This is a genomic window from Paludibacterium flexuosum, assembly GCF_037076605.1.
Classification (GTDB): Bacteria; Pseudomonadota; Gammaproteobacteria; order Burkholderiales; family Chromobacteriaceae; genus Paludibacterium.
On sequence record NZ_AP029060.1, the window covers coordinates 3,368,707 to 3,393,192 of the forward strand.

Below are 24,486 nucleotides of genomic sequence, written 5' to 3' on the forward strand. Positions count from 1 at the left end.
CGAAGCATGCGGCCAAAAACTGCGATCCGCTGAGGTATACTTCGCACATTGTTGCCGGAAAGGACTGACTCCACATGTTCGACAAGCTGATTACCGAATTCGATCAGGGATTGCGTACCCTGTTTGCGCCTGCCCGCAGCGTGCGTCCCCATCCGGATGCCAGCGTGGAGGAGGTCGAGTTGTCGGCGGAGGAAAAGCGCCATGCGCTCGGGCTGATGCGCGTCAATCACTGTGGCGAGATCTGCGCCCAGGCGCTGTATCAGGGCCAGGCGCTGACGGCACGTGACCCGGCTGCGCGGCAGGCCTTGCGCCAGGCCGCGCAGGAAGAAGAAGAACATCTGGCCTGGACCGCGCAGCGTGTCCAGGAGCTCGGCGGCCGGGTCAGTCTGTTCAATCCGCTGTGGTATGGCGGTTCGCTGGCCATCGGCGTGGTGGCCGGTGTGCTGGGGGACAAATGGAATCTCGGTTTTCTCGAGGAAACCGAGCATCAGGTGACGGCCCATCTGGAAGGGCATCTGGCCCAGTTGCCGCCACAGGATGGCAAGAGTCGCGCCATTGTGGCGCAGATGCGGGATGATGAGCGCCGTCATGCCGAGATGGCGCATGATTTCGGTGCGGCACGCCTGCCTTTGCCCGTCCGTCAGGCCATGAAACTCAGCTCGAAGGTCATGACTTCGCTGAGCTATCGCTTCTGAATCCGTGTCCCTCTGCGGCTTGCTGGCTTGCCAGGATTTCGGCGATCAGTAGTTCGCTGGCCTGCGAGTGCGCGGCAAAGCGTGCCTGCAGCAGATGAAATTCGGCCACATAGTCCAGCTCCGGGGTGGGCAGGCGTTTCAGAATGCCGCGCGCCACCCAGTCCTGCGCGTAGTGATCAGGCAGATAGCCGATGAAGGCTTGCGACAGCAGCAGGTGCAGCGTGCCTTCCATATGGGTTGATGCCGCCTGGGCCTGCAAGCCCATGCTCTGGCACAGCGGCGTGACCGGATGGGATTTGCCGCGTCCCGCGATGGGAAAGGCCAGAATGTCGCGTGCACAGGGCTTCTCCAGCCCGAATACCGGATGGCCTGCCGCGGCGTACAATTGCTGGGTTTCGCTGAACAGGGGCTGGTAACTCAGCCCGGGCAGATGCTTTTCACTCGAGGCCACCCCGATATCCAGTTCGCCCTGCAGCAGCAGGGTTTCGATGCGGGTGGCGTCACAGACTTCCAGGGTCAGCGTGACCTTGGGGCATTGCTGGCAGAAGCGGCGCAAGGCGTCGTGCAGCTTGCAGCCCGGGTGCGTGGCGATGTTGTCCGACAGGCCGATGCGGACATGACCGAACGCCACCCGGCGCATTTCGCCCACTTCCTCTTCATAGTGTTCAATGCGCTTGAGCAGATCCAGCGTCGCCTCATAGACCTGCTGTCCCTCGGTCGTCAGCTGAAACCCCTTGCGTCCGCGCAGGCACAGGGTCAGGCCGAGGCGGGTCTCCAGATCGTTCATCTTGGTGCTGATCGCCGACTGGCTCAGACCGAGCTTGGGCTGGGCGGCCGAGAAGCCGCCACAGTCGACGATGCAGACAAACAGACGCAGAAGCCGGATATCGAAATTGTCTAGGCGCATGATGCCGATCTTGGCCCGGGCGCGAGCCAGAATGAGGTCTTGATAAAGCGAATTTAGTGCAAGTATACCTTCTGGATGTCGTCAGAAGTCATGCACTGCAAAGTGCCGGCATAACTGAGCGAGAAGCCCACGCTGTCGCCCACCCGGTAAGGATGGCTGGCATCGCTGACGTCCAGGATCAGGTGGTCACTACTGCCGCCGATGATACGGATGCCGGGGTCCAGCGGGGTGATTTCGCTGAATGACACATCCTGCTTGCCCAGGGCACATAGTGCGCGCTGGCGGATGCCGCGATCTTCAAACACCGGCCTGTGGCCGAAGGCGTCCAGCGCGGTGCTGTTGAGCGGCACCGAGGGCTTGGCTCGGCACTCGATGATTTCGGCTTGCAGCCGCATGGCATCCTGCACCAGGCCGGGAATCGGCAGATCATTCAGGCCAATCCCCATCAGCAGGGAGGCGCCCAGCCGCAACTGATTGATGCCGGACGGCAGCGTGTGGTCCAGCAGCATGAAACTGGCCGCCGAGTTGCAGCCGGAAACGACCGGGCACTCGCACTGCAGTGTTTCGCGAATATGCTGTGCCAGACGAACCAGGCGTTGCTGGTTGTCGACCGACGGGGCGACCCCGCCGTAACAGGCCAGATTGGCGCCAATGCCCGCCAGGCGCAGCCCGGGCAGCTGGCAGGTCAGGCGTGCCAGCTGCAGGGTCTCTTCTTCGTCCCAGCACCCTTCACGCAGATCGCCCAGATCCTGCATGACGATCACCTGATGTTCGCGACGCAGACGGCAGGCGGCCTCGGACAGGGCCTGCAAGGTGACGGCTTCGCTGTTGAGCGAGATCTCGCTGTGCATCACCACCTCGTCGACCTGGTGCAGGGAGGGCAGCCGCAGCAGCAGGCGCGGCAGACCGCTGTCGGCCAGACGCTGCAGGTTGGACAGGCGCGAATCAGCCAGCAGGTCCACGCCGGATTCGCGCAATGCCCGTGCCACTTGGGGGGCACCACGCATCAGCTTGACCACCGCGGCCAGCTGGATGCCGGCTTCGTGGCAGTGCTGCGCCATCAGGCGGGTGTTATGGCGGATTTTGTCCAGATCGACGCACAGGCAGGGCAGGGAGGTGTGGGGGCTCATGATGGTTTTCCGCTATGCAATGGAAGCAGGTTACGCCGGCCCCCCGGCGGGATAAATTTCGATTTGCGGACTGATACATCATGAAATAATGATGTATTGGCAGGAATGAAAAAAGCTTCTGCCGCAGCAGAAGCTTCTTGTTGAATCTGGCGTCCCCACGGGGAATCGAACCCCGGCCGCCGCCGTGAAAGGGCAGTGTTCTAACCGCTAAACTATAGGGACTGAATTGTGGCGCACCCGGAGCGATTCGAACGCCCGACCCTCTGGTTCGTAGCCAGATACTCTATCCAACTGAGCTACGGGTGCAAAACTGGCGTCCCCACGGGGAATCGAACCCCGGCCGCCGCCGTGAAAGGGCAGTGTTCTAACCGCTAAACTATAGGGACTAAGTCTTAGTGGCGCACCCGGAGCGATTCGAACGCCCGACCCTCTGGTTCGTAGCCAGATACTCTATCCAACTGAGCTACGGGTGCGCTGTAAGAGAAAAGAATTCTAGCGTGATGTAATATCCATGTCAACAAATATAGGATTTTTCTCGATACGGCAGTAAAATGAACCACTTGCGTGCACTGGCACGCGTTTTTTCTGCTGCAGGCCGTTATTTTCCGGAAGACCGATGCCATTTCCCCGCCCATTTGCCATTGTTGACCTCGAAACCACCGGGGGTCATTTGTCGCGTGACCGCATTACCGAGATCGGGATCATCCTGGTCGACGGGGAGCAGGTCGAGCGGTTTTCTTCGCTGGTGAATCCCGGTCAGCCGATTCCGGCTTTTATCCAGAACATGACCGGCATCAGCGATGCCATGGTGGCGCAGGCCCCGGGCTTTGCCGATCTGGCGCAGGCCGTGCATCAGCGTCTGTCAGGCAGGCTGCTGATCGCGCATAACGTGCGCTTCGACTATGGCGTGCTGAAAAACGAGTTCAAGCGCCTCGGCATGCGCCTGCAGAATGAGACCCTGTGCACCGTCAAGCTGTCGCGCAAACTCTATCCCGGTCACTACAAGCATAATCTGGATGCCGTCATGGCGCGCCATGGCATTACGCTGCCCGAGCGGCATCGCGCCCTGGCTGATGCCGAGGCGGTTTTCCGCTTCTTGCAGGCCGCCAGTACCGAACAGGGGCGGGACTGTGTCCTGGCCGCGGCCGAAGCGCTGATGGCGCAGAGTGCCCCGCCAGCCGGCATGGATGCCGATACCTTCGATGCCTTGCCGGATGTTCCCGGCGTGTATTGCATTCATGACCGGCATGGCCTGCCACTGTATGTCGGGCAGGATGGCAATATCCGGCGTGGCGTACTGGCACATTACACCCCGGGCAATGGCAAGGTGCTGCAGCTGGGGGAGGAGGCTGGCCGTATTGAGTGGACGGAAACGCTGGGCGAGTTTGGCACGGCGCTGGAATATCTGCTGCAGCTCAAGACCCGCCGTCCGCGTCTGAACCCCAAGGGGCGCATGGCCAGCGAGGTGTGTACCCTGAGCCTGCAGGCGGCGGAAGACGGCTTTGTCCGCGCGGAGATCGTGTCCGGCGCGGCTTTGCTGCCGGACGGTCAGACGCGCCGCTACGGCTTGTTCCGCTCTGCGCGCGAAGCCCGAAAGGCACTGAAGGATCTGGCCGAATCCCAGGGCTTGTGTCAGTGGGTACTGGGAGTCGAGCGGGTCACCAGCCGCAAGGGCCAGCCCTGCGACGGTCGCGGCAAGGGGCGTTGTCAGGGCGCCTGTATTGGCCTTGAGGCTGCTTCAGCGCACAACGCCCGTCTGGTCAAGGCGCTGGAGCGTCTGACGCAGCGCGACTGGCCGCATGCCGGAGCCATTGCCATCGTCGAGCGCGATGAGGTCAGCGGCAAGGCACTTGAGCATCATTTCGATCACTGGTGTTATCTGGGCTGTCGCGAGGCGGGCAGGGGCGGGCCGCTGAGCGGACCGGTGCTGCTCGATCCGGATGTGGTGAAGCTGTTGACGGCATATTTCAGAAGCCCGGCTGCGGGGACGCATGTCGTGGCGCTGGCCTGATGCCGGTCCGGCCGCCGATCAGGTCGACGGCCAGTGCCCGGCAAGGATTTATTCGTGCATGGCGAGGAAGCCGCGCAGACGGGTTTCGATGATGCGCGGGTTTTCCCCGTTGGCGATGGCCACGATGCCTTCCACCACCAGCTCTTTCATCGCCACTTCTCCGGAGATGATGTTCTTCAGCTTGTTGCCGATCGGCAGGAACAGCAGGTTGGCCGAGCCGACCCCATAGACGGTGGCCACGAAGGCCACCGCAATCCCCGCGCCCAGCTTGGACGGGTCAGTCAGGTTTTCCATCACGTGGATCAGGCCGAGTACCGCACCCAGAATCCCCATGGTGGGAGAGTAGCCACCGGCCGACTCCCAGATCTTGGCCGCCTGGCGCCGGGCATGTTCGAACATGGTGATTTCCACTTCCATCACCCCGCGCAGGGTATCCGGCTCACCGCCGTCGACCAGCATCTGCAGGGCCTTGCGTGTAAACGGGTCGCGCTGCATGTTGACGAAGCCTTCCAGCGACAGCAGGCCGCCGCGGCGGGCGCTCTGGCTCCAGTTGATGATCTCGCGGATCATGCTTTCGTGATTGAATGCCGGGGGCGAGATGATCCAGCGCAGCATGCGCAGGCCGGTCATGAACTGCTTGGGAGTACTTTGCAGCATCACGGCACTGAGCGTGCCGCCGATGACGATCATGAAGGCCGTCAGTTGCAGCAGCGAGCCGACGCTGCCGCCCTCCATGGCCTGGCCGGCGATGATGGCGGTGAAACCGCCGATGATGGCGATAATGCTGATCTTGTCCACGAGCCTGATCCGATATTGTTAGTTTTGCTGACTGACCGTGATATTACTGTTATTTACCGTTAAATCCAGTCTTTCAACTTGCTGCGCAGGCGAACGATGGCCTGACTGTGCAACTGGCTGACCCGGGATTCCGATACCCCCAGCACGGCACCGATTTCCTTCAGGTTCAGCTCCTGCTCATAGTAGAGCGCCATCAACAGCTGATCGCGCTCCGGCAACAGGGTAATCGCCTCGATCAGCGACTGGCGGAAATTGACGTCCGACAGGGTCGCCAGCGGGTCGGGGCTGCTGCTGTCCACCAGCGTCGAGATGGCGCCGAGGGCATCCCCGTCCTCGTCGGTAAAGTCTTCGTAGTGCAGCAGGGACAAGCCCTTGCACTCGCCGAGCAGTTCCTGATAGTCAGCCAGCGACAGCGACATTTCCTCGGCGATTTCCGATTCGAGCGGGCTGCGTCCCAGCCGTTGCTCCAGCACGGAGACCGCTTCTTCAATCTGCTTGGCGTGACGCCGTGTCTGGCGTGGCATCCAGTCCTCGCGTCGCAGCTCATCCAGCATGGCGCCGCGTACCCGTTGACTGGCGAAGGTTTCGAATTGCACGCCCTGACCGGGATCAAACTGGCGGGCCGCATCGATCAGGCCGATGATGCCGACCTGAATCAGGTCATCCAGTTCGATGGAGGCCGGCAGGCGCGAGATCAGGATGCCGGCAATCTTCTTCACCATCGGGGCATACTGGGTGATGTCCAGGATCAGATCGCCACCATGTGCGCTGGGGTGATAGCCCGCCGCCACCTTAGACGGCATCGGGTTATTGCTCATCAGACGGCTCCCTCGCTTTCTGCCCAGTCACGCGATGCGGCGATTAGCATATCCATGTAACCAGTACCACTGTGTGTACTGTCTGTTGTATGCCATTGTGGCAGCACTGCAGCCAATTGGGCAAAGGCAATACTGGATTCGCTTTGCGGGAAGGCCTCGATGGAGGGGCGGTGCAGGGCGAGACTGCGGCGAATGGCACTGTCTTCCGGTACGAATCCGACCCAGCGCAAGGCGACGGTGAGAAACTCGCTGGCCACGGCAGACAGGCGGGTAAACAGCTCGCGGGCCTCTTCCAGATGACGGGCCCGATTGACCAGCACGTTGAAACAGGTACGGCCATATTGGCTGGCCAGGCGCTTGATGGTGGCGTAGGCCATGGTCAGCGACTCGGCCTGCGGGGTGAGAATCAGCACCAGATTGTCGGCCACGCATGCCGGTACCGGATCGATGGCCGGATTCGGCGCGTCGATCAGCAGCATCGAGGCATCGCGCTCCATGGCGGCAAACTCGCCGCCAAGGCGCAGCCAGAGCTGGGAAGAAAACAGGGCACGCTCTTCAGGCCGGGCATAGAGATTGACCAGGGTTACCCCCTGGCGCGAGCGCGCCGTCATTTCCTCCAGGCCTCCCATGCTGATGACCTGGGTTTCCAGCGTTGCGGTGGTCGGTACGCCGAGATGGCGGGCGATATGCTGCCCGCTACAGCAATCGATGATCACAGGCTGGCCGCCGGCAAAAGCGGCACCCACGGCCAGCTCGGTGACCAGGGTACTGGTACCGGTGCCTTCCGGACCGAGAAAGGCAAAGCTGGGTGCCCGCTGAGGCTGGGCGTTGAGGCGGCGCAGGCTGGCGGCCTGATCCTGTGGCAGATTCATAGCCAACCTGCCTGTGCGGCGTTGAGGATCTGCATTTCGTCATGCTGCATGGCGAAAGGCGAGTTGCTGTGGGGAGCCTTCAGCGCCCGATCGACCAGGAAGTTGCCGTGTGCGCTGTGCAGGTCTTCCGGAACCCGCTGTCCGTTGGTGACATAGCATACCTTGAGACGGTTGCGGATCACGATGTCCAGGCAGGCGCCCAGCGACACGCTCTCGTCGATCTTGGAGAGAATGCAGCCCGACAGGCCACCCTGGCCCTGATAGTTGCGTACGACATCTTCCAGCGTGTGGCCGTCGGCATTGGCGGCCATCACCAGCACCCGTTCCACCGGGCGGTCCATGGCGGCAAACATGCCGGTCTGTGCGGCGACCCGGGCATCGCGCTGTCCCATGCCGACGGTGTCGATGAAGATGATGTGGCGGGTGGCCAGATCGGCCAGCGTGAGCTGCAGATCGCCTTCGTTCTGGATCGAGAACACCGGAACGCCAAGAATCTTGCCATAGATGCGCAACTGATCCTGTGCGCCGATCCGGTAACTGTCGGTGGTGATCAGTGCGACGTGCTGCGGGCCGAACTTCATCGTGGCGCGCGCGGCCAGCTTGGCGACCGTGGTGGTCTTGCCGACGCCGGTCGGACCGACCAGAGCGAAAATGCCGCCACGATCCATGATCTCGCTGTCGGCATCAATGCAGCGCAGATTGTGCAGCAGGGCGGAGCGCGCCCATTTCAGCGCGGTTTCACCACTGTACTGAGCCGGCAGCTTCTCGATCAGCTGGCGGATCAGTGTCGAGGACAGGCCGGTGGCCAGCAACTGCTTGAACAACTCGATGCGGTTGGGGGCACGGCCCTCCAGATCGGACCAGGCGAAGCTGGCCAGCTGGCTTTGCAGCAGGCTGCGCAGCAGCTTGATTTCGTCGCCGATTTCCTTCAGGTCATTGGCCATGACTGCGGACTCTGCCGCGGCATCGGCGCTCTGGGCAGGACGGGCGGCCGGCGGTGTGGCCCGCGGTGCGGGAGACGCTGGCGGCGGCGTCGGGGTGGCGAATGTCGGTGCGGGGGCGGCAGCCGGGCGCATCACGGCCGGCTCAGGGCTGACGGCACGCACTTCCGGGCGAGGCGGCGGCGGTGCCGTCATCGGTTCGACCGGCATGGCATAGGTGCGCGCCAGGGCCCGATTGACGGCGGTGCCATGCGTCGGGCTCGGTGCATTGCGCGGCGGGTGCTTGCTCGACGAGGTCGACAGTGTCGTGGCCAGATTGGCGACGTCGGCGTCCGCCACGGCCATGATTTCCACGCCACCGCCCTGTGTCGGGCGATTCGACAGGATCAGGGCATCGGCACCCAGTTCTTCACGAACTTGCCGGAGTGCGTCTCGTGTGGTTTTTCCGAAGTACTTTTTGACCACCATTATTGATTAGCCCTTGCTGCCCCCAATTACGGCAATTATACGAATTGATTTATTATCTGGTATCTCATTATGCGAAATTACTCGCAACTGTGGCAGGGGGCGACGTAAAAAACGTGCCAACAGCGGTCTGAGCGCCGGGGGCGTCAACAGCACCGGGTTGAAGCCCTGTACCTCTGCCTGTTCCGACTCCTGGGCCGCGCTGGCCAGCAGATTCTCTGCCAGCCCGGGCTCCAGCCCGCCTCCCGCCTTGGACTGCACCGCCTGCATCAGGACATTTTCCAGTGCCGGATCCAGTGTCAGCAACGGCAATTCGGTCTCGCCCGGGAACAGTTGCTGCACGATCACGCGTCCCAGTGCCGTCCGCACCGCCGCCGCCAGTTCGTCGATATCCTGTGTCACGGCAATATTGTCGGCCAGCGCTTCCACCACCGAACGCATGTCGCGGATGTGGATGCCGTCGATCAGCAGCTGCTGCAGAACCTTCTGCAGGGTGCCGATCGGTACCACCTTGGGCACCAGATCCTCCACCAGCTTGGGCGAGTCCTTGGCCAGATGATTGACCAGCGCCTGAACTTCCTCGCGGCCGAGCAGCTCGGCGGCATGGGTGTGCAGCAGATTCGAAATGTGGGTGGCGACCACCGTGCTGGTGTCGACCACGGTATAGCCCAGCGCCTGGGCCTCCTCGCGTTTGGCGCTGTCGATCCAGACCGCCGGCAGGCCGAAGGCCGGGTCGGTGGTGGCCAGGCCCTGCATTTCGCCCAGCACCTTACCCGGGTTGATGGCCAGCATCTGGTGGATGAAGGCCTCGCCGCGGCCGATTTCCACGCCTTTGAGCAGGATGCGGTAAGCGTTGGGCTTGATCTCCAGATTGTCGCGGATATGTACGGCCGGAACCAGGAAACCCAGCTCCTGGGCGATCTTCTTGCGGATGCCGCGAATGCGCCGCAGCAGCTCGCCATCCTGATTGCGGTCCACCAGCGGAATCAGCCGGTAACCGACCTCCAGCCCCAGCTGGTCGACATGCTGGACATCGTTCCAGCTGACTTCGGCCACCGGCTGCTCCCGCGCCACACGGCTGGCGGCTTCGGCACGCTGCTCGGCCTGCTGGGTCTGTACCTGACGCTTGCTCATCAGGCGAGACAAGCCGGCCAGCATGGCGGCGATCAGCAGGAAGGCCAGGTGCGGCATATTGGGAATCAGGCCGATCATGCCGATGACCCCGGCCGTAATGTTCAGCACCCGCGGGGTGGAGAACAACTGGCCAAGCAGCATTTCCGACAGATCCTTCTCCGTGCCGACGCGCGACACCACGATACCGGCGGCGGTCGAGATGATCAGGGCCGGAATCTGGGCGACCAGACCGTCACCGATGGTCAGCAGGGTATAGGTATTGGCCGCTTCGCCCGCGGCCAGGTCGTGCTGCACCACCCCGACGATCAGGCCGCCGATGATGTTGATCAGGATGATCATGATGCCGGCGGTGGCATCGCCGCGCACGAACTTGGAGGCACCATCCATGGCGCCGAAGAAATTGGCTTCCTCGGCAATGATGGCGCGGCGCTTGCGTGCTTCGTCTTCACCGATCAGGCCGGCATTCAGGTCGGCGTCGATGGCCATCTGCTTGCCGGGCATGGCGTCCAGGGTAAAGCGGGCACTCACTTCGGCAATCCGGCCAGCACCCTTGGTGATCACCACGAAGTTGATGATGGTGATGATGATGAACACCACGATACCAATGGCCACGTTGCCGCCGACCAGGAAGCGGGCAAACGATTCGATCACCTGGCCGGCGGCATCCGGACCGGTATGGCCATTGAGCAGAATGACCCGGGCCGAGGCGACGTTGAGCGACAGCCGCAACAGCGTGGTGACCAACAGGACGGCAGGGAAGGCCGAGAAGTCCAGCGGTTTGCGCACATTGATGCCGACGAGCAGCACGATGACCGAAACCGCGATGTTGAACGTGAAGAAGATGTCGAGCATCAACGGTGGCAGCGGCAGCACCATCATCGTCAGAATCAGGATGATGAGTACCGGCCCGGCCAGCGAGGCGTAGTTAAAACGTTTTAGTAAATCCAGGAAATTATCCATGCCTGATTATTCGCTCGCACCAGGCGCCGCATGATGGGCACGTTTGCTTTGCGGGTCAAGATCTTCGGGAACCTCGATCTTGTCCGGATAGGCCGGCGCCAGCCCGCCATTGATCTCGTAAAGACGCAGTTGATGCACGTAAGCCAGGACCTGAGCGGCGGCGGCATAGAGCCGGGTCGGAATTTCATCGCCCGGTTCGGTGTTGAAGTACAGGGCGCGGGCAAAGCTGGGTACACGCATGATGGCCACCCGGTTTTCCTTGGCCAGATCGATGATCTTTTCCGCCAGCAGCAGCGACCCCTTGGCCACCACCTGCGGGGCTCTCATTCCTTCTTCGTAAAGCAGAGCAACGGCATAGTGTGTCGGGTTGGTCAGAATCACATTGGCCTTGGGGACGGCCTGCATCATGCGGCGGCGAGCTGCCTCGCGCTGCATCTGTCGCTGCTTGCCCTTGACCTCGGCCGGCAGGTCCTGTTCCTTGAACTCGCGCTTGACCTCTTCCTTGGTCATGCGCAGCTTCTTGTTGTAGCTCCAGATCTGGTAGGGCACATCAATGGCCACCAGCAGCACCATCGCACCGGCGATGATGAGAAAGTTATGCAACATCATGCTGACCAGCTTGGCCAGTCCGGCCTCCAGCGGCATCTGGCCGATGCCGATAATCTCGCTCTTTTGCTTCCACAGGACATTGGTGGCCACCCCGCCGATCAGGATCGACTTGAGAATCGCCTTGAAGGCCTCGGTGAGCGAGTTCATCGACACCATGCGCATCAGGCCGGGCAGCGGGTTGAGCTTGTTGAACTTCGGCTCCAGTGCCTCGGTGGTGAAATTCCATCCGCCAACCAGCATCGGGGCGAACAGGGCGACCAGGAACAGCGCTGCCAGCATTGGCAGCATGGCCCAGATCGCACCGAAGATGGCCTCGCGAAAGTGCAGCATGATCGGGTCGGTGCCGTTGAGCGTGGCATGGTCGAAGGTGAACAGCCGGCGGAACAGCTCGCGCATGAAGGCGTACAGATGCCCGCCCTCGACCATCAGCATGGCAACGCCGGTCATGGTCAGGGCAAAGGTCGTCAGCTCGCGTGAACGCGGAATATTGCCTTGTCCACGCGCCTGTTCCAGCCGTTTACTGGTCGCTGGTTCTGTGCGTTCGAGGTCTGATTCTTCGGCCATCGTCTCGGTTCAAGGCAATCATGAGGATTTTCAACCGGATGTTAGCGTATTTAAGCTATTGGAAGCTACCTGAATAGCCTATGCGCAACCGCCTTCCCGCGACGCTTTCAGTTACAATCAGTGTCATTGCAACCTGTACGGCCTCCTGCCGCCGTGCCCGGACTTTCGAGAAAACATGAAACAGTATCTGGATTTGATGCAGCACGTACTGGCTCACGGTCAGGACAAGTCCGACCGGACCGGTACCGGCACCCGGTCAGTCTTCGGTTATCAGATGCGCTTTGACCTGGCGGAGGGCTTTCCGCTGGTGACCACCAAGAAGCTGCACCTGAAGTCGATCATTCATGAATTGCTGTGGTTCCTGTCCGGCGACACCAATATCCGCTATCTCAAGGAAAACGGGGTGTCGATCTGGGATGAATGGGCCGACGAACAGGGCAATCTGGGCCCGGTTTATGGCTATCAGTGGCGCAGCTGGCCTACCCCGGACGGGGGGGGCATCGATCAGATTGCCAATGTGGTGCGCATGATCCGCGAGACGCCGGATTCGCGCCGCCTGATTGTCTCTGCCTGGAACCCGGCGCTGGTCGACCAGATGGCGCTGCCTCCCTGCCATTCTCTGTTCCAGTTCTATGTGGCCGACGGCAAGCTGTCCTGCCAGCTGTACCAGCGTTCGGCCGACATCTTTCTCGGCGTGCCGTTCAATATCGCCAGTTATGCCCTGCTGACCATGATGGTGGCCCAGGTGTGTGGTCTGCAGCCGGGGGATTTCGTGCACACCCTGGGCGATGCCCACCTCTACAGCAATCATTTCGAGCAGGCGCGTGAACAGTTGTCGCGTACGCCACGGCCCTTGCCGACCATGCGTATCAATCCGGCGGTAACGGATCTGTTTGCCTTCCGCTTCGAGGATTTCACGCTGGAGGGCTATGATCCGCATCCCCACATCAAGGCGCCGGTGGCGGTATGAGCCAGCCGCAACTGACCATGGTGGCCGCGATGGCGGCGGGCCGCGTGATCGGCATCGAGAATCGCCTGCCCTGGCACCTGCCCGAGGATCTCCGGCATTTCAAGGCGCTGACCCTGGGCAAGCCGGTGATCATGGGACGCAAGACCTATGAGTCGATCGGTCGGCCACTGCCTGGGCGGCGCAATATCGTGGTGACCCGCCAGGCTGACTGGCAGGCGCAGGGCGTGGAAGTGGCACATGGCATCGAGCAGGCGCTTGCCCTGGCCGGTGCGGTGCCGGAAGTGTGTCTGATCGGCGGTGCCGAGCTTTATGCCCAGGCTTTACCCTGGGCGGATTGCCTGCAACTGACGGAGATTGAGCTGGAGATCAGCGGGGACGCCTGTTTTCCCGAGTTTCTGTCCCAGGGCTGGCGCGAGGTGCGACGCGAGCCGCAGGTCAGTGCCGATGGCCTGCATTTCGCCTTTGTCGAATACCGCAAATCATCGCGATAAAGCCAACAGCCCGACAGGTTGGCACCTGCCGGGCTGTTGGTTGGCTGTTACAGCGTTTCAGCGTGCCACGCGGCCTTGCAGGGCTTCCGCCGAGGCCTGGGCCAGCTGGCTGTAGCTGGTGCCGAATTCGAACACCATGCGGTGCAGGCGGGTGACATCGCGCTCGATGATGATTTTCAGCAGGTCTTCCAGGAAGCGGTAAGTGCGTGCGATCTGAGTCTGACCGGCGCGCAGGATGGCAAACAGGCAGCGCTGGGTCAGCGGGAACAGGTCGTCCAGTGCATCCGTCAGATAGCGATTGTCGGCGTACTGATACATGGCGCGCAGGAAGTCCATGCCATGTTGATAGAAGCCCTGCAGGTCGCCCTTGCGCTGGCACTGATCCATCTGCGTCATCAGCTCGAAGAAGCCCGCCAGATCGTCGTTTTTCCAGTTTTGCGCCAGGTTGCAGACGACGCGGTCGAACAGCAACAGCCACAGCTCGAAGAAATCCTTCACGTCGCGTGCGGTGATGCTGGCCACGACGGCGCCACGGCGCGGGTAGATTTCCACCAGATGTCGCCGCTGCAAAATCAGCAGCGCTTCACGTACCGAACCCCGGCTGACTTCCAGCTCGGCGGCGATGCGTAATTCCTGAATGCGTTCACTGGGTTTCATTTCCCCCAGGATGATGCGTTGTTCCAGATACTGTGCAATTTGTTCGGTCAGGGAATCATTGGCCTTGAATGACATGTGCGGCTCCTGCATGAGCGGGTACGTCCTGTGATGCGAAATATTTATAGTATATGAAATAAAATTATATTGTTTGGCTGTCAAACAATGGGCATTGATTCTACTCGCATCAAACCCCATTTGGGGCATTATTTGGCAGCAGGAGGTTAAAAGCGGCGGCTTTGTCCTGAAGATGCCGCCAGTTGACGCGGGCGGCGGGGAGACATGTCCGGAAGGGGCGGGGAAAAGAAAAACGGGGCCGTCGCCCCGTGATTCAATCGGTGCGGCGTGTCGCCACCAGATAATTGACATCCGTGCCGTCGCCGAGCGAATAGACCTTGCTCAGCGGGTTGTAGTGCATGCCGGTCAGCGATACCAGACTCAGCCCGGCCGGTCGCAACATGCGCGACAGTTCCGAGGGCTTGAGGAAGCGCTGATAGTCGTGGGTGCCGCGCGGTAACATGCCCAGCAGGTACTCGGCGCCGATGATGGCCTGCAGGTAGGCCTTGGCATTGCGGTTCAGGGTCGAGAAGAATACCCAGCCTCCCGGCTTGACCAGCTGGCCACAACTGGCGATGACACTGGCCGGATCCGGGACATGCTCGAGCATTTCCATGCAGGTGACCACGTCGTAACTGCCGGCTTCGGCTGCGGCGAGTTCCTCGACCGGCACACAGCGGTAGTCGACGGCCACACCCGATTCCAGGCTATGCAGCTGGGCCACCTTGAGCGACTTCTTTGCCAGGTCGATACCGGTGACGCTGGCACCGCGACTGGCCATGCTCTCGGCCAGAATGCCGCCGCCACACCCCACATCCAGTACCTTCTTGCCGGGCAGCGAGGCATGCTGGTCGATAAAACCCAGACGCAGGGGATTGATCTCGTGCAGCGGTTTGAATTCGCTTTCCTGATCCCACCATTTGTGTGCCAGCTCGCTGAATTTGGCCAGCTCGCTCTGATCGACGTTGATGCTCATCGGGCACTCACAATCCGGTGACGCCAGTCTTCGGCACGCGCCTTGAGTGCCGATTCATCCAGCGTTTGCAACTGACGCTCGTTCATCAGGTTCTGGCCCTTGACCCAGACATGGCTGACCTGCTCGCGACCGGCGGCATAGACGACGTGCGAGATCGGGTCAAAGGTCGGGGCGGTTTCCAGCGCCGACAGATCGATGGCAATCATGTCGGCCTGCTTGCCGGTCTTCAGGCTGCCGGTGCGATCCTCGATGCCCAGTGCCCGGGCACCGTGCAGCGTGGCCATGCGCAGTGCGGTGGCGGCGGGCACGGCAGTCGGGTCGAGCGAGCCGACCTTGGCCAGCAGGGCGGCCAGACGGGTTTCGGCCAGCATATCCAGTTTGTTGTTCGAGGCGGCGCCATCGGTACCGATGCCGACATTGACCCCGGCGGCCAGCAGTTGCGGAATCGGGGCAATGCCCGAGGCCAGCTTCATGTTGGAGGAGGGGTTGTGCGCAATGGAAAGCCCGTGGCTGGCAGCCAGTTCGATTTCTTCCGGCGACAGATGCACCATATGGGCGGCGATCAGCCGTGGCGACAGCATGCCCAAAGCCTTCAGGCGTGCCAGCGGGCGCTGATGATGTTCCTTGATGCCGTTTTCCACTTCGCCGGCGGTTTCGTGGATGTGGCAGTGAATCAGCATGTCTTCCTGTTCGGCGATGGTGACCACCTTGCGGAAGGTTTCGTCGCCCACGGTGTAGGGGGCATGCGGTGCCAGCGTGAAGGTCACCAGCTCTTCGCCGAGGAATTCGCGCCGCTCTGCCAGGCTCTTGCTGATATAGTCATCGGCATTGACGGCGTAGTTGGTCGGAAATTCCAGAATCGAACAGCCGACGAAGGTACGCATGCCGGCAGCCAGCCCGGCGCGGGCCATGGCGCCGTGGAAGAAGTACATGTCATTGATGGTGGTGGTGCCGCTGCGGATCATTTCCGCCATCGCCAGCATGGCGCCGTCAAAGACGAAGTCATCGCGCACATGCTTGCCTTCGGCCGGCCAGATGTGGCCGGTGAGCCAGTCCATCAGGGCCAGGTCGTCGGCCATGCCGCGCAGCAGCGTCATGGCAGAGTGGCCGTGCAGGTTGATCAGGCCCGGCATCAGGACATGGCTGTCCAGCTTGACGTGGCGGTCGGCGGGCAGCGATGCCGCCTGGGCGGCCGGCAGAATCGCCTCGATGACGCCGTTGCGGATAGCCAGCGCATGGTTTTCCAGTACTTCGCCGTCATTTTCTACGGTGATCATCCAGCGTGCGGTCACCACCAAGTCATAGCGCGTGTCAGCCATGTTATCGATCCTGAATGAGAAATGGATCGATTGTAGGCACTCGCCAATCGCAAAGCAATCAGCATGGCCAGCGGAGCCGGATGCAGGGGGGGTGGAAAACGGAATCGATGGCAAAAGAGAAAAAAACATAACATCTGAGTGTGGGAATCCCTAGAAATAATGATGTACGTGTATACTTTACCGAATAGATGATCGACCTTAATTCAACCATCCAGGCTATTCCTGAGGATTTGGACGGACTGAGATCGCATGACGATGTCGAACGCTAAAACCGGCTTTGCCGCCGTACTGTCGTTGCGCACTGTATTTCTGATTGCAGTCCTGCTTGGGGTGCTGATCCCTGCCACGCTGATGGGGGCGCTGACGCTCAATCTGCAAAGGGAGACCGTGACCAGTGATCTGTCTTCCGATCAGAAACGGGTGCTGGACATTCTGGCGCTGGGGATGCAGGAACCGCTGTGGAACCTGAGCCGGCAATCCGGCGCACCGCTGATCGAGTCCGTGATGGACGATCAGCGCGTGGTGTCGATCCGCGTCACAGATACGCAGTCCAATACCGTCTTCCTTTCCGCCCTGCGCAGCGAGCGCCGTATCGGCTCGGTGTCCATTCTGCAAAAACCGGTGATCTACCGGGGGGAAGAAATCGGTCAGGTCACCATCGAATTCGATACCGAGCATCTGGCCAACCGGCTGAAAAGCGATTTGCAGCGCATGGTGATGACCCTGCTGGCGCAGATCGTGCTCTCCATGCTGCTGATCATGGCCATCCTGCATTCGCGCTTCCTGCGTCCGATCCGTCAGTTGACCGATCAGGCCACGCAGCTGGCGGAACTCAAACTGGATGGCCGGTTTCATTGGGAGCGGGGTGACGAGATCGGACGCTTGGGCCGCCATCTCGAGTGGACACGCTCTGAGCTCAAGCGACTGTTTGACGAGTTGCGCGCCAAGACCATGGCGCTGGAGGCCGATATTGCCCGCCGGCGCGAGATGGAAGATGCGCTGCGGCGTTCGGAAAACAAATATCGCGAGCTGTTCTGGTCCAATCTGGACGGCATCATCATCAGCTCGCTCGATGGCCAGGTGATTGACGCCAATCCGGCCTTTCTCAATCTGATGTGCTACAACCTCGACCAGCTCAAGCTGCAGAATTTCTGGTCGCTGGTGTCGACCGAGAGCGAAGCTCTGGAGCATTTCAATCTCGACAACAAGGTGCTGCGCTTCGGCTATTGTGACGAATTCGAGGCTACCTATCTCAACCGCTTCGGCAATCCGGTCCCGGTCAGCGTCAAGACGGTCGCCATGCGCGACCCGATGGGCCGCATCAATGCCGTCTGGCGCATGGTGCGTGACATCTCCGAACGGCGCAGTGCGGAAGAGCGTATGCAACTGGCAGCCAAGGTGTTCGAGAACACCACCGAAGGCATCATGATCACCGATGCCGATCTGCGCATCCGCATCGTCAACCGGGCCTTCAGCGATATTACCGGCTACAGCCAGCAGGAAGTGCTGGGGCAGAAACCGAGCATTCTGTCCTCCGGTCGTCATGACGAAGGCTTCTATGTCCAGATGTGGCAGCAGTTGACCGCGCAGGGCTTCTGGCAGGGCGAGGTATGGAACCGGCGCAAGAATGGCGAGATCTATCCGGAGTGGCTGGCGATCAATGTGGTCAAGAGTGCCCTGGGCGAGGTCACCCACTACGTGGCCATCTTCAGCGATCAGTCGGAACGGCGTGCCGCCGATGAGCGCATCCAGTTCCTGGCGCATTTCGATGTGCTGACCAGTCTGCCCAACCGGGCGCAGATGCAGGATCGTACCGAGCTGGCCATCACGGCGGCCGCGCGCGACAACCTGCACCTGGCCCTGCTGCTGCTCGATCTGGATCGGTTCAAGACCATCAACGAATCCCTGGGGCATTCGGCGGGCGATACCCTGTTGCAGGTGGCTGCCGATCGCATCAAGTCGGTGCTGGCGCCCGGGCAGATGGTGGCGCGCCAGGGGGGCGACGAGTTCATCATCCTGCTGCCCGCCATCCAGGATCCGGGCGAGGCCGCCATGCTGGCCGAACGCATTATCCATGCCTTTGCCCCGGCCGTGGATCTGCAAAACCATTCGATCAGCATTACTCCGTCTATCGGCATCAGCGTGTATCCGGAGGACGGGCGCGATTTCGACATGCTGGTGCGCAATGCCGATGCGGCGATGTATCACGCCAAGTCTTTCGGTCGCAACAGCTTCAAGTTCTATACTGCCGACCTCAATGCCCGTGCCCACGAGATCCTGGCGATTGAAAGCCAGTTGCGTTTTGCCCTCGACCGCAACGAGTTTGTGCTGCACTACCAGCCCCAGGTGGACATGCGCACCGGCCGCATTGTCGGCGCCGAAGCGCTGATCCGCTGGAACCATCCGGCACTGGGCTTGCTGGGTCCCAACCGCTTTATTGATGTGGCCGAGGAGCGTGGCTTCATCGTTCAGCTCGGCAACTGGGTCATCCGCGAGGCCTGCCGCCAGCTGGCTGCCTGGAATGCAGGCGGGTTGCCCGAAATTTCGCTGGCGATCAACCTGTCGGCGCTACAGTTCCGCCAGGCCGATCTGGTGCCGACGCTGGAGCGAGCCATGTCGGCCAACGGCCTGCCGGGCCGGGTGCTGGATATCGAGGTGACCGAGAGCGTGGTGATGGAGGATGTCGAAGCCACCGTGCAGACCATCGATGCCATCAAGCGCATGGGCATGCAGCTGTCGATCGATGATTTCGGCACCGGCTATTCCAGTCTGTCCTATCTGAAACGCTTCAAGGCCGACAAGCTGAAAATCGACCGCTCTTTCGTGCAGGACATTCCGCACGACAGCGACGACAGCGAGATTGCCAAGGCGGTGATCAATATTGCCCAGACCCTGAACATGAAGGTGGTGGCCGAGGGGGTGGAAACCATCGAGCAGTGGCACTTCCTGCTCGGCGAGGGCTGTGATCTGGTTCAGGGCTATCTGCTGGCCCGGCCACTGCCTGCGACCGAGTTTGCCCAATTGCTGAGTCTCGGGACCTTGTTGCCGGCCGAGAGCGCCTGAGCCCCTTGCCGGCTTACAGGCACTCGATGCGGTTTCTGCCCAGATCCTTGGCGCGATACAAGGCTTCGTCGGTGCGGGCCAGCACCTGATCCGGCGAGGTATCTTCTGCCCGCATTTCAGTTATCCCCAGACTGATGCTGAAGTGAATTTGCTGCTCCCCCTGCTGCAGGGGATGCTGTGTCACCCAGTGACGCAGCTGCTCCCCCAGCTCCCGCGCGCCTGCCAGATCGGTATTCGGCATCAGGATGGCAAACTCCTCTCCCCCCAGTCGCCCCAGCAGGTCGGTTGCACGCAGCCGCTGCTGGCAGACCTGGCTGAAATATTGCAGGACGGCGTCGCCGCCACTATGGCCCCAGCGGTCATTGATCCGCTTGAAGTGATCGAAATCCAGCATCAGGCAGCAACTGTGGACGCCATAGCGCCGTACCCGTGCCAGCTCATGCTGCATGCGTTCCAGGAAAGGACGACGATTGGCGACGCCGGTCAGCGGGTCGGTATTGGCCAGACGCTTCAGTTCGGCCTCAATACGCAGGGTTTCGGTCACATTGTTGATATGGGAGACAAAGTAGAGAGGCTGTCCCTGGCTGTCGCGGATCAGTGAGGTGGCAATCCGGCAGAACAGCACCGAGCCATCCTTGTGCAGATAACGCTTCTCGATTTCGGCATGCGGCAGGTTGCTGGCCAGGGCCTTGCGGATCAGGGCCATGGAGCGGGTCCGGTCTTGCGGATGGGTGATGCTGTTGATGTGCCGGCCTTCCAGCTCGTGTTGCTGATAGCCGAGCAACTGACTGCCAAACGGATTGATGCGCAGGATCATGCCGTTGATGTCGACCATGGTCATGCCGACTGTGGCCTGCTCGAATGCCAGTCGGAAACGCTCCTCACTGGCCCATAATTGCTGCTCCGCGGCCTTGCGCTCGGTAATGTCGGTGGCGATCAGGCCGGTGGCATACATCTGGCCCAGCGCATTGTGAATCGGGAACTTGACCGACAGGAAGTGGCGCGGCTGCCCTTCGACCAGGGCAATCTCCTCCACCGTCAGCGCGGCGTTCTGCTGCTGGACGCGCAGGTCATTGTTGCGAAATTGCGTGGCAATCTCTGGAGGAAACAACTCGCTGTCGGTGTGTCCGTAATAGCGCTCCGCCGGCTGGTGAAACAGACGGATGTATTGCTGGTTGACATACAGGTAGCGTCCGTCGAGGTCCTTGACGCTGATGACGTTGTCAGAGTGGTCCGTGATGGCCCGAAACAGCGAGCTGTGCTCTGCCAGAAGCTTTGCGGCATCGATCGGGTCTGAGGGCTTCGTCATACTGGCCGTCCTGACCGGGTGGCGGTGATTTAGCCAGTATAGGAAACTTTTCCATCGTCCCGTTTAACAAGTCCTCTCCCCGGTGATCGTCCCAAGGGCTGACATCCGGCCCTCAGAGGGTTTCCAGGCGCTGCCGGATATCGGTCAGCGTGTCTTCCAGCCGGCCGATCAGCGCTTCGGTCAGTTCAGACTGATCTGGCGCCTGGGCTTTCGCTGCCTGCTCCACATGCTGGCTCAGCGCCAGCAAGTCACGCGCCACGATGCTGCCAGCCATGCCTTTCAGCCCATGCGCCAGACCGGCCAGCGCATGGCTGTCCTGGCGGCCCAGTGCCTGACGCAGTTGCTGTGGCAGGCCGGCATTGCTGTTGAGAAAAACCGTCAGTAGTTGCCGGATGAAAGCCGGATTGCGGGCATAGCGGGTTTCCAGTTCTGCCCACTGTATGCGGTAGTCTCCCGGCGGGGGTGTTTCCGCGCGAAGGGGGGGGGCGGTTGCGCCGGACGGCGCCAGGCTGTCCGGACGGCAGTGACGCATGATGCAATCTACCAGCTGCTCCAGATCAATCGGCTTGGCCACATGATCGACCATCCCCACCGCCAGGCATTTGGCCCGGTCTTCGCTCATGGCATGTGCCGTCTGACCGATGATCGGCAGTGCCGGAGCGATGGTGCTCAGTTGACGGGTGGCCTCATACCCGTCCATCACCGGCATCTGAATGTCCATCAGAACCAGGTGGTAATGCCGGGGTGGTGCCTGGCGGATGCGCTCGACCGCTTCCTGGCCATTGGCCACCAGGTCGATGCAGGCCCCCTCGGCGAGCAGCATTTCCTCCAGCACCATCTGATTGACCCGACTGTCTTCCGCGACCAGAATGCGCAGCCCCGCCAGTCGCTGTGCGGCAGCGAGGGGGGGCTGCCTGCCTTGCGTGTCAGGCAGCTCGGCGGCCAGATAAGGCAGCCGCACTTCAAACAGGCTGCCCTTGCCCTGCTGGCTCTCGACACGGATCTCGCCGCTCATCAGCTCAATCAGGCGCCGGGTGATGGCCAGCCCCAGCCCGGTGCCGCCATATTGGCGTGTGGTGGAGCTGTTGGCCTGCTGGAAGGCGTCGAACATGCTTTCAACCTGCTCTGCCGCGATGCCGATCCCGGTGTCTCTGACCCGGAAAACCAGCCAGGGTGCTTCCAGTGCCACGAGCAGCGTCACGCTGCCGTGTTCGGTGAACTTGATGGCATTGGCCAGCAGGTTCATCAGGATCTGTTTCAGACGGAGTGGATCCAGTGCGCAGGCATGAGGCAAGGAGGGGGCTTTGTGCAGGGCCAGTTGCAGTTGCTTGTCCTGGGCCGGTTGCTGCATCAGGACGAACAGATCATCCAGCAGACGGTGCAGATCCACCGGCACACTTTCGATGGCCATTTTGCCGGCCTCGATCTTGGAGAAGTCCAGAATGTCATTGATGACACCGGAGAGCAGATGGCCGGAGTCGAGAATACGACCGAAGATGGCCCTGGCCCGCTCTTCATGTGTGTCGCGGTGGCCGATCTGCGCCATGCCGAGAATCCCGTTCAAGGGGGTACGGATTTCATGGCTCATGTTGGCGAGGAATTCGCTCTTGGCCTCGGTGAGCTGCTCGGCTTGCTGACGTGCCTTGACCAGTTCGTTTGTGCGTACGGCGACTTCGGCTTCCAGCTGGGTTTTGTGGCTCTCCAGTTCTCGCTGTGCCTGCATTTGCGGTGTGATGTCGCTGAGGATGCCCAGTAAATGAGGCTGCCCGCCGATGTCGATTTGTCGCGCCGTCAGGCGAACCTCCAGCACGGTGCCATTCTTGTGGCGCAGCCTGGTCAGCCTGTCTTGAACCAGGCCAGTCCGGGCCAGTTGCTGCAGAACTTCGCTGCGACTTTCCGGCTGGGCCCACAGGCCGATCTGGAGCCCGCTGTGACCGATGAGTTCAGCTCGTTCGTATCCCAGCATTTTCAGCATGGCTTCATTGGCATCGACAAACAGGTTATCGCTCAGCCGGGTGAGACAAATACCCTCCGGACAGGCATGGAAGATGCTGGAAAAGCGGGCTTCGCTGGCAAACAGTGTCGTGCGGACCCGTTGGCGTTCAGCCAGGGCATTGCTGACCCTGGCCAGCAGTTCTTCCAGCGGGAAGGGCTTGCTGATGAAGCCATGGATGCCCAGTCGCAGCAGTTGAATACCATACTGGCGATCGCTGCGGTTGGTCAGCGCGATGATGGGCACATCCGCCAGCTCATGGTGCTTCTTCAGCTCGCGGATCAGTGTCTCGCCGGGGATGTCCTGAATGGCGGCGTCACCGAGAATCAGATCCGGTTGCTGTGCCAGCGCCTGTTCCAGTCCTTCGGCACCGGAGAGGGCGCTCACCACCCGGTAATGCTGGCCGAGCGCTTCGGCAATATAGCGATTCATGTCGCTGTGCGGCTCGATCAGCAAGATGCGTGGTGCAAGCTGCGGTGTCTCACTGCCGTCCGGCAGGGGCAAGTGGTGGGCCTGGCGTTCATCCTGTGCCTGGCGTGACAGGATCGGATCCAGCGCCTCCGGCTTGTCTGTCATGCTGCTGCCGGGGGGCGCGAGACATGGCAGTGTCAGCCGGAACAGGTTGCCTCCCGCCGTGACCGGCAGACAGACCACATTGCCATGATGCAGCATGGCGAACTCCCGCACGATGGAGAGGCCGAGTCCCATGCCTGATTGTCTTTTGCGCCCGGGCAGGGCGACAGGGCGCAGGTGGTCGAAGATGTCCTCGCGCATCTCGGGCGGCAGCGTCGGGCCGCTGTCGCGGATATCCAGCCGCAGGTGCTCGCCCTGTCGGCTCAGTTCAATGTCGACGTGGCCCCCCGCTGGGGTGTGCTGCAGGCAATGTGTCAGCAGGTTGAGCACCATGCGCTGCACTTTGGCCTCATCGGCCTCCAGCAACAGGGTTTCCGGGGTTTGTATCTGGTAGGCAATCTTTTGTTGGCGGGCCTCGGCATCAAACTGGGCGCAGAGTATGCGCAGGCTGGCGGCGACATCAAAGCGGCCATAATGCAGCCCCATGCGCCGGGCCGCCAGCCGTGACAGATCCATCAGGTCATTGACCAGCCGATAAAGGTAGCGTCCATTGCGTGCCACCATTTCCAGCCGGCGTTTGCTGCTGTCACTGAGGTCGGATTGCGTCAGCAACAGCTCGATGGGGCCCAGCACCAGGGTCAGCGGGGTGCGCAGCTCATGACTGATGCGCGTCAGGAAGCGGCTTTTCAGCTCGTCCAGCTCCAGGGTTTTCTGGTAGAGCTGGTTGAGCGCCTCATACCCCTGCGGCCACTCTGGCGAGGGGGAAGGCGAAAGCGGGCTGTCTGGCTGAGCGTACCGGGGGATCAGGCTCAATAGCAGCCAGGAGAGATGTCCGTGCTCATCGGGAATGGCCTGCAGACGAGGCTCGCAGGCGACAGGCTGTGCCGTCTGCTCGTCCAGCACGAGCCGCCACGGCTGAGCCGCCCCCTGTGCGTCAGGCGGGTCCTGTTGCCATTGTGCCAGCAGCTGGGCCAGCTCGCGGCGGTCGGTCTCCGGGGTATGCCTTTTCGCCAGCGTGAGGATGGATTGTCCGGACAATTGTGCTTGGGTGAGACCCAATGCCCGGCAGCAGGCGTTGGTCGCCGCCAGGATGGTGCCATCGGCCTGCAAGGCCAGACAAAGGCCGGGCATCGCCTCGAACAGGGCACGCCAGTCGGGTGCGGGACTTGCCATGAGC

At 61.4% G+C, this 24,486-nt stretch carries 18 protein-coding genes and 4 tRNA genes; 5 read left to right on the forward strand and 17 right to left on the reverse strand.

Going from position 1 to position 24,486, the window contains the following annotated elements; all coding sequences use genetic code 11:
• Positions 1–74: 74 nt before the first annotated feature.
• A complete protein-coding gene (gene coq7 / locus AACH39_RS16010) occupies positions 75–695 on the forward strand; it encodes a 2-polyprenyl-3-methyl-6-methoxy-1,4-benzoquinone monooxygenase (RefSeq protein ID WP_338620569.1) in 621 nt (206 codons plus the stop codon).
• On the opposite strand, the gene AACH39_RS16015 is transcribed toward coq7, so the two are convergent.
• From AACH39_RS16015 to AACH39_RS16040, 6 genes are all read right to left on the reverse strand, one after another.
• The gene (locus AACH39_RS16015) at positions 667–1,602 is read right to left on the reverse strand and encodes a LysR family transcriptional regulator (RefSeq protein ID WP_338620570.1); all 936 of its coding nucleotides are present in this window, start codon (positions 1,600–1,602) and stop codon (positions 667–669) included. The genes coq7 and AACH39_RS16015 overlap by 29 nt on opposite strands.
• Positions 1,603–1,655: 53 nt before the next feature.
• On the reverse strand, positions 1,656–2,732 hold the full coding sequence (locus AACH39_RS16020) for an alanine/ornithine racemase family PLP-dependent enzyme (protein ID WP_215777606.1): 1,077 nt from the start codon (positions 2,730–2,732) through the stop codon (positions 1,656–1,658).
• A gap of 147 nt (positions 2,733–2,879) precedes the next feature.
• Positions 2,880–2,954 (reverse strand) — tRNA-Glu (locus tag AACH39_RS16025).
• A 7-nt stretch (positions 2,955–2,961) separates the two neighbouring features.
• Positions 2,962–3,038: transfer RNA gene (locus AACH39_RS16030), tRNA-Arg, on the reverse strand.
• 5 nt (positions 3,039–3,043) lie between these two features.
• A tRNA-Glu gene (locus AACH39_RS16035) sits at positions 3,044–3,118 on the reverse strand.
• A 10-nt stretch (positions 3,119–3,128) separates the two neighbouring features.
• Positions 3,129–3,205 (reverse strand) — tRNA-Arg (locus AACH39_RS16040).
• A gap of 143 nt (positions 3,206–3,348) precedes the next feature.
• Here AACH39_RS16040 and AACH39_RS16045 point away from each other — a divergent pair.
• Positions 3,349–4,743 carry an exonuclease domain-containing protein gene (locus tag AACH39_RS16045; RefSeq protein WP_338620571.1) on the forward strand — a complete coding sequence of 465 codons (1,395 nt, stop codon included), beginning with the start codon at positions 3,349–3,351 and terminating at the stop codon, positions 4,741–4,743.
• A gap of 48 nt (positions 4,744–4,791) precedes the next feature.
• On the opposite strand, the gene AACH39_RS16050 is transcribed toward AACH39_RS16045, so the two are convergent.
• Genes AACH39_RS16050 through flhB form a run of 6 tightly spaced genes read right to left on the reverse strand, consistent with a single transcriptional unit; the run spans position 4,792 to position 11,904 of the window.
• Positions 4,792–5,541: a flagellar motor protein gene (locus AACH39_RS16050; protein WP_215777603.1), complete on the reverse strand. Its 750-nt coding sequence runs from the start codon at positions 5,539–5,541 to the stop codon at positions 4,792–4,794.
• A gap of 59 nt (positions 5,542–5,600) precedes the next feature.
• Positions 5,601–6,359 carry an RNA polymerase sigma factor FliA gene (locus tag AACH39_RS16055; protein WP_256444946.1) on the reverse strand — a complete coding sequence of 253 codons (759 nt, stop codon included), beginning with the start codon at positions 6,357–6,359 and terminating at the stop codon, positions 5,601–5,603.
• A complete protein-coding gene (locus AACH39_RS16060) occupies positions 6,359–7,231 on the reverse strand; it encodes a flagellar synthesis regulator FleN (RefSeq protein WP_215777601.1) in 873 nt (290 codons plus the stop codon). The genes AACH39_RS16055 and AACH39_RS16060 overlap by 1 nt, the downstream gene beginning before the upstream one ends.
• Positions 7,228–8,640, reverse strand: a complete 1,413-nt coding sequence (flhF, locus tag AACH39_RS16065) for a flagellar biosynthesis protein FlhF (RefSeq protein WP_338620572.1) — start codon at positions 8,638–8,640, stop codon at positions 7,228–7,230. Before flhF ends, AACH39_RS16060 begins: the two co-directional genes overlap by 4 nt.
• A gap of 6 nt (positions 8,641–8,646) precedes the next feature.
• Positions 8,647–10,731 (reverse strand): flagellar biosynthesis protein FlhA, encoded by a 2,085-nt coding sequence (gene flhA / locus AACH39_RS16070; protein ID WP_215777597.1) that lies wholly within the window; start codon positions 10,729–10,731, stop codon positions 8,647–8,649.
• A gap of 6 nt (positions 10,732–10,737) precedes the next feature.
• Positions 10,738–11,904, reverse strand: a complete 1,167-nt coding sequence (flhB, locus tag AACH39_RS16075; RefSeq protein WP_215777595.1) for a flagellar biosynthesis protein FlhB — start codon at positions 11,902–11,904, stop codon at positions 10,738–10,740.
• A gap of 175 nt (positions 11,905–12,079) precedes the next feature.
• On the opposite strand from flhB, the gene AACH39_RS16080 reads away from it, so the two are divergent.
• Both AACH39_RS16080 and AACH39_RS16085 read left to right on the forward strand, forming a co-directional pair.
• On the forward strand, positions 12,080–12,874 hold the full coding sequence (locus AACH39_RS16080; RefSeq protein WP_215777593.1) for a thymidylate synthase: 795 nt from the start codon (positions 12,080–12,082) through the stop codon (positions 12,872–12,874).
• The gene (locus AACH39_RS16085; protein WP_215777591.1) at positions 12,871–13,365 is read left to right on the forward strand and encodes a dihydrofolate reductase; all 495 of its coding nucleotides are present in this window, start codon (positions 12,871–12,873) and stop codon (positions 13,363–13,365) included. Before AACH39_RS16080 ends, AACH39_RS16085 begins: the two co-directional genes overlap by 4 nt.
• Positions 13,366–13,422: 57 nt before the next feature.
• Here AACH39_RS16085 and AACH39_RS16090 read toward each other — a convergent pair whose 3' ends face one another.
• From AACH39_RS16090 to AACH39_RS16100, 3 genes are all read right to left on the reverse strand, one after another.
• Positions 13,423–14,097, reverse strand: coding sequence for a GntR family transcriptional regulator (locus tag AACH39_RS16090; RefSeq protein ID WP_215777589.1), 675 nt, complete (start codon positions 14,095–14,097; stop codon positions 13,423–13,425).
• A 253-nt stretch (positions 14,098–14,350) separates the two neighbouring features.
• Positions 14,351–15,052 (reverse strand): bifunctional 2-polyprenyl-6-hydroxyphenol methylase/3-demethylubiquinol 3-O-methyltransferase UbiG, encoded by a 702-nt coding sequence (gene ubiG / locus AACH39_RS16095; RefSeq protein WP_215777587.1) that lies wholly within the window; start codon positions 15,050–15,052, stop codon positions 14,351–14,353.
• The gene (locus AACH39_RS16100; RefSeq protein WP_215777586.1) at positions 15,049–16,371 is read right to left on the reverse strand and encodes a TRZ/ATZ family hydrolase; all 1,323 of its coding nucleotides are present in this window, start codon (positions 16,369–16,371) and stop codon (positions 15,049–15,051) included. Before AACH39_RS16100 ends, ubiG begins: the two co-directional genes overlap by 4 nt.
• 249 nt (positions 16,372–16,620) lie before the next feature.
• On the opposite strand from AACH39_RS16100, the gene AACH39_RS16105 reads away from it, so the two are divergent.
• A complete protein-coding gene (locus AACH39_RS16105; RefSeq protein WP_338620573.1) occupies positions 16,621–19,434 on the forward strand; it encodes an EAL domain-containing protein in 2,814 nt (937 codons plus the stop codon).
• 13 nt (positions 19,435–19,447) lie between these two features.
• Here AACH39_RS16105 and AACH39_RS16110 read toward each other — a convergent pair whose 3' ends face one another.
• Both AACH39_RS16110 and AACH39_RS16115 read right to left on the reverse strand, forming a co-directional pair.
• Positions 19,448–20,743: a GGDEF domain-containing protein gene (locus AACH39_RS16110; protein ID WP_215777584.1), complete on the reverse strand. Its 1,296-nt coding sequence runs from the start codon at positions 20,741–20,743 to the stop codon at positions 19,448–19,450.
• A 112-nt stretch (positions 20,744–20,855) separates the two neighbouring features.
• Complete coding sequence (locus tag AACH39_RS16115) at positions 20,856–24,482, reverse strand: ATP-binding protein (RefSeq protein WP_338620574.1); 3,627 nt, start codon at positions 24,480–24,482, stop codon at positions 20,856–20,858.
• Positions 24,483–24,486: the final 4 nt, after the last annotated feature.